Annotated in this window: 4 protein-coding genes; all 4 read left to right on the forward strand. The window is 66.3% G+C overall.

Annotated elements, in window-relative coordinates; genetic code table 11:
- Nucleotides 1-209 precede the first annotated feature (209 nt).
- Nucleotides 210-605, forward strand: coding sequence for a hypothetical protein (locus AC1DS3_RS37195; RefSeq protein ID WP_441630589.1), 396 nt, complete (start codon nucleotides 210-212; stop codon nucleotides 603-605).
- A 127-nt stretch (nucleotides 606-732) separates the two neighbouring features.
- The gene (gene xth / locus AC1DS3_RS37200) at nucleotides 733-1,530 is read left to right on the forward strand and encodes an exodeoxyribonuclease III (RefSeq protein ID WP_441630587.1); all 798 of its coding nucleotides are present in this window, start codon (nucleotides 733-735) and stop codon (nucleotides 1,528-1,530) included.
- Between the two features lie 97 nt (nucleotides 1,531-1,627).
- The gene (hpaR, locus tag AC1DS3_RS37205; RefSeq protein WP_477129200.1) at nucleotides 1,628-2,077 is read left to right on the forward strand and encodes a homoprotocatechuate degradation operon regulator HpaR; all 450 of its coding nucleotides are present in this window, start codon (nucleotides 1,628-1,630) and stop codon (nucleotides 2,075-2,077) included.
- On the forward strand, nucleotides 2,074-3,077 hold a 1,004-nt coding region (locus AC1DS3_RS37210), incomplete at its 3' end, for a SulP family inorganic anion transporter (protein WP_477129201.1). The genes hpaR and AC1DS3_RS37210, both read left to right, overlap by 4 nt.

Genomic DNA, 3,077 nt, shown 5'->3' on the forward strand with positions numbered 1-3,077 from the left:
GTTTGGCCGAGCTTGCCTTCGCGGGCGACGCCACGATCGTGACGCAGGTGTTCCATGGGTGTTTTCTCGTCGCCAGCTTATGCACCCTTGTGCCGCTGCTTGTCGTCTGGCGTCTGGACGATCGGCATCATCGCCAGCCGGCAGCATCGACAACGCTTCCCTAACCCCGGGGCAACCCGCCCTGCCTACTCCTGAAGGAAACCCCATCCATGCCTGACATCGCCGCGCTTTGCCTGCGTGAAATCGCCGACACCCATGTGCTGATCGAGCAATGGCTATCGAACCCCGCGTGCCCCGAAACCGTACTGGAAACGCTGCTGCAACGGTTTGGTCCGGACTTCAGCATGATCTCGCCAGCCGGTGCGCGCATGGAGGCAGGCGGCTTTCCCGCGCTGTTCGCACGACTGCGCGGCGCCCGGCCCGGACTGCAAATCAGGATCGACGCGTTGACGCTCGTGCATGAGGACGCGCGCTCGGCCACGGTCAGCTACCGGGAAACGCAGGCCTGGAACGCGGGCGCTTCCGAGCGGCGTGCCACGGCGCTGTTCGTGGCGGGCAACGATGCGCGCGTCACGTGGCGACACTTGCATGAGACCTGGGCCTGAGGGCGCCTGCCTCTGAACGTGCCTGTGGCCGCGGAGGTCGTTCATAATGTGCAGGCAAACTAGGGGCGGCACCGGGACGAATCCCGGTGCCGCCCCTGGCAACCGTCAATCCATAAGCCATTTGAACATGAGAATCGCAACCTGGAACGTCAACTCGCTCAAGGTCCGGCTACCGCAGGTGCTGGACTGGCTGATCGAGCAGGAAAAGGCCGATACGCCGATCGATGCCCTGTGCCTGCAGGAACTGAAGATGCCGGACGACAAGTACCCGCTGGCCGAACTGGAGAGCGCCGGCTTCCACAGCGTGTTCACCGGCCAGAAGACATACAACGGCGTGGCGATCCTGGCGCGCAATGCCACCATGGCGACGCCCGCCGACGTGGTGCGCAATATCCCTGGCTTCGACGACCCCCAGCAGCGCGTGGTGGCGGCGACCTATGGCGACGTGCGCCTGGTGTGCGCGTACTTCCCCAACGGGCAGGCGCCGGACTCCGACAAGTTCACCTACAAGCTGGGCTGGCTGCAAGCGATCACCGCGTGGCTGCAGGAGGAAATGGTGAAGTACCCGAAGCTCGCGCTGCTGGGCGACTTCAATATCGCGCCCGAAGACCGAGATGTGCACGATCCCAAGAAGTGGGAGGGGCAGAACCTGGTGTCGCCGCCGGAGCGCGATGCGTTCCGGGCGCTGGAGGCACTTGGGCTGACCGACGCATTCCGCATGTTCGAGCAGCCGGAGAAGAGCTTCTCCTGGTGGGACTACCGCATGTTTGCGTTCCGCCGTAACGCCGGCCTGCGCATCGACCACATCCTGCTGTCGCCGGCTCTGCGCGAGGCATGCAGCGCCTGCGTGATCGATCGCGTGCCGCGCACCTGGGAGCAGCCCTCGGACCACACGCCGGTGGTAGCCACGCTCGACCTCGGCTGAGGCATTGCGTCAAGGCGCCGGCCACCAAGCCGGCGCTCGGCATATCCGGGTAGCCACCGGCTCGCGTCCGGGCGTCTGCACGGCTACACTTGCGGGCATGAAACCGGCTACCTTCCGCCACCGCAACCTCCCCCACCTGCTGCTGCAAGCCCGCGAAACGCTGATGGCGGGCTTCCGGCCCATCCTGCGCCAGCACGGCATGACCGAGCAGCAATGGCGCGTGGTGCGCACCCTCAACGAGCAAGGCGAGATGGAGCCCAACCAGCTCGCCGATGCCTGCCTGATCCYGAGCCCGAGCCTTACCCGCATGCTGTCGAGCATGGAGGAAGCGGGCCTGATCCTGCGCTCGCGCTCCACCACGGACCAGCGCCGCCAGTTGATCTCGCTGACCGACAAATGCCGCGCCCTGATCGCCGAGATGGAGCCGCTGATCGACCGCCGCTATGAGCAGCTCGAGCAGATGATCGGCGCCGAGCGGCTGGGCAAGGTCTATGGCGCGATCGACGAATTGCTGGTGAGCCTTAGCGAACGAGACCCGCAAGCATGACCGCTCCGGCTGCGCAGGGCACAACAGGCCGGTTGCTCGGGCGCCTGTTGCCGGCATGGCGTCACCGCGTGAGCCGCGCCTCCTTGCGTGCGGACCTGGTTGCGGGCCTGCTTGGCGCGGTGCTGGTGCTGCCGCAGGGCGTGGCCTTTGCCACGCTTGCCGGCCTGCCGCCGCAATACGGCATCTACGCGGCCGCGATTCCCTGCATCGTGGCGGCCTTGTTCGGCTCCAGCTGGCATGTGATGTCCGGCCCGACCAACGCCAACTCGCTGGCGCTGTTCGCCATGCTGAGCCCGGTGGCATTTGCCGGCAGTCCCGAATACATCAATCTGGCGCTCGCGGTCACCATCATGGTTGGCTTGCTGCAGCTTGCCGTGGGCACCTTGCGCCTTGGCACGCTGGCCAACTTCATCTCGCCCTCGGTCCTGCTTGGCTTCACCTGCGGCGCGGCAACGCTGATCGGCCTCTATGCGCTCAAGGACCTGTTCGGGCTGGCCGTGCCGACGGGCACGAGCGCCTTTGGCGTGGTGCGCTTCCTGCTGGACAATGCCGGCGCCATCAACTGGAGCGCGTTCACGGTAGCGGCGATCACGCTGGCGGTGACCATCGCGGTGAAGCGCGTCTCGCGCCGCCTGCCCTTCATGCTGATCGGCYTGCTGGCGGGCTACGGCGTCGCCCTGCTGCTCAACGCGCCGGGCTGGAGCGCGGGCGCGCATCACGTCAATGTGGTCGGGCCGATCCCGTCGGCCATCCCGCCCTTCCACCTGCCGAGTATTTCCTGGCAGGCGATCCCCGACCTGCTTGGCATCGCCGCCGCGCTGACCATCGTGGCGCTCGGCCAGTCGATCTCGATCGCCAAGGCGGTGGCGCTGCGCTCGGGCCAGCACATCGATGCCAACCGCGAGTTCATCGGGCAGGGCCTGTCGAACATCGCAGGTGGCTTGTTCTCCGCCTATATTTCCTGTGGCTCGCTGAACCGCTCCATGCCTAACTACGAGGC

This window comes from Cupriavidus sp. 01L46, from assembly GCF_056399905.1.

What these genes read in the sequence shown, in the direction of transcription:
- xth (WP_441630587.1), top strand. Translation starts at nt 733, where the DNA reads ATGAGAATCGCAACCTGGAACGTCAACTCGCTCAAGGTCCGGCTACCG.
- AC1DS3_RS37195 (WP_441630589.1), top strand. Translation starts at nt 210, where the DNA reads ATGCCTGACATCGCCGCGCTTTGCCTGCGTGAAATCGCCGACACCCAT.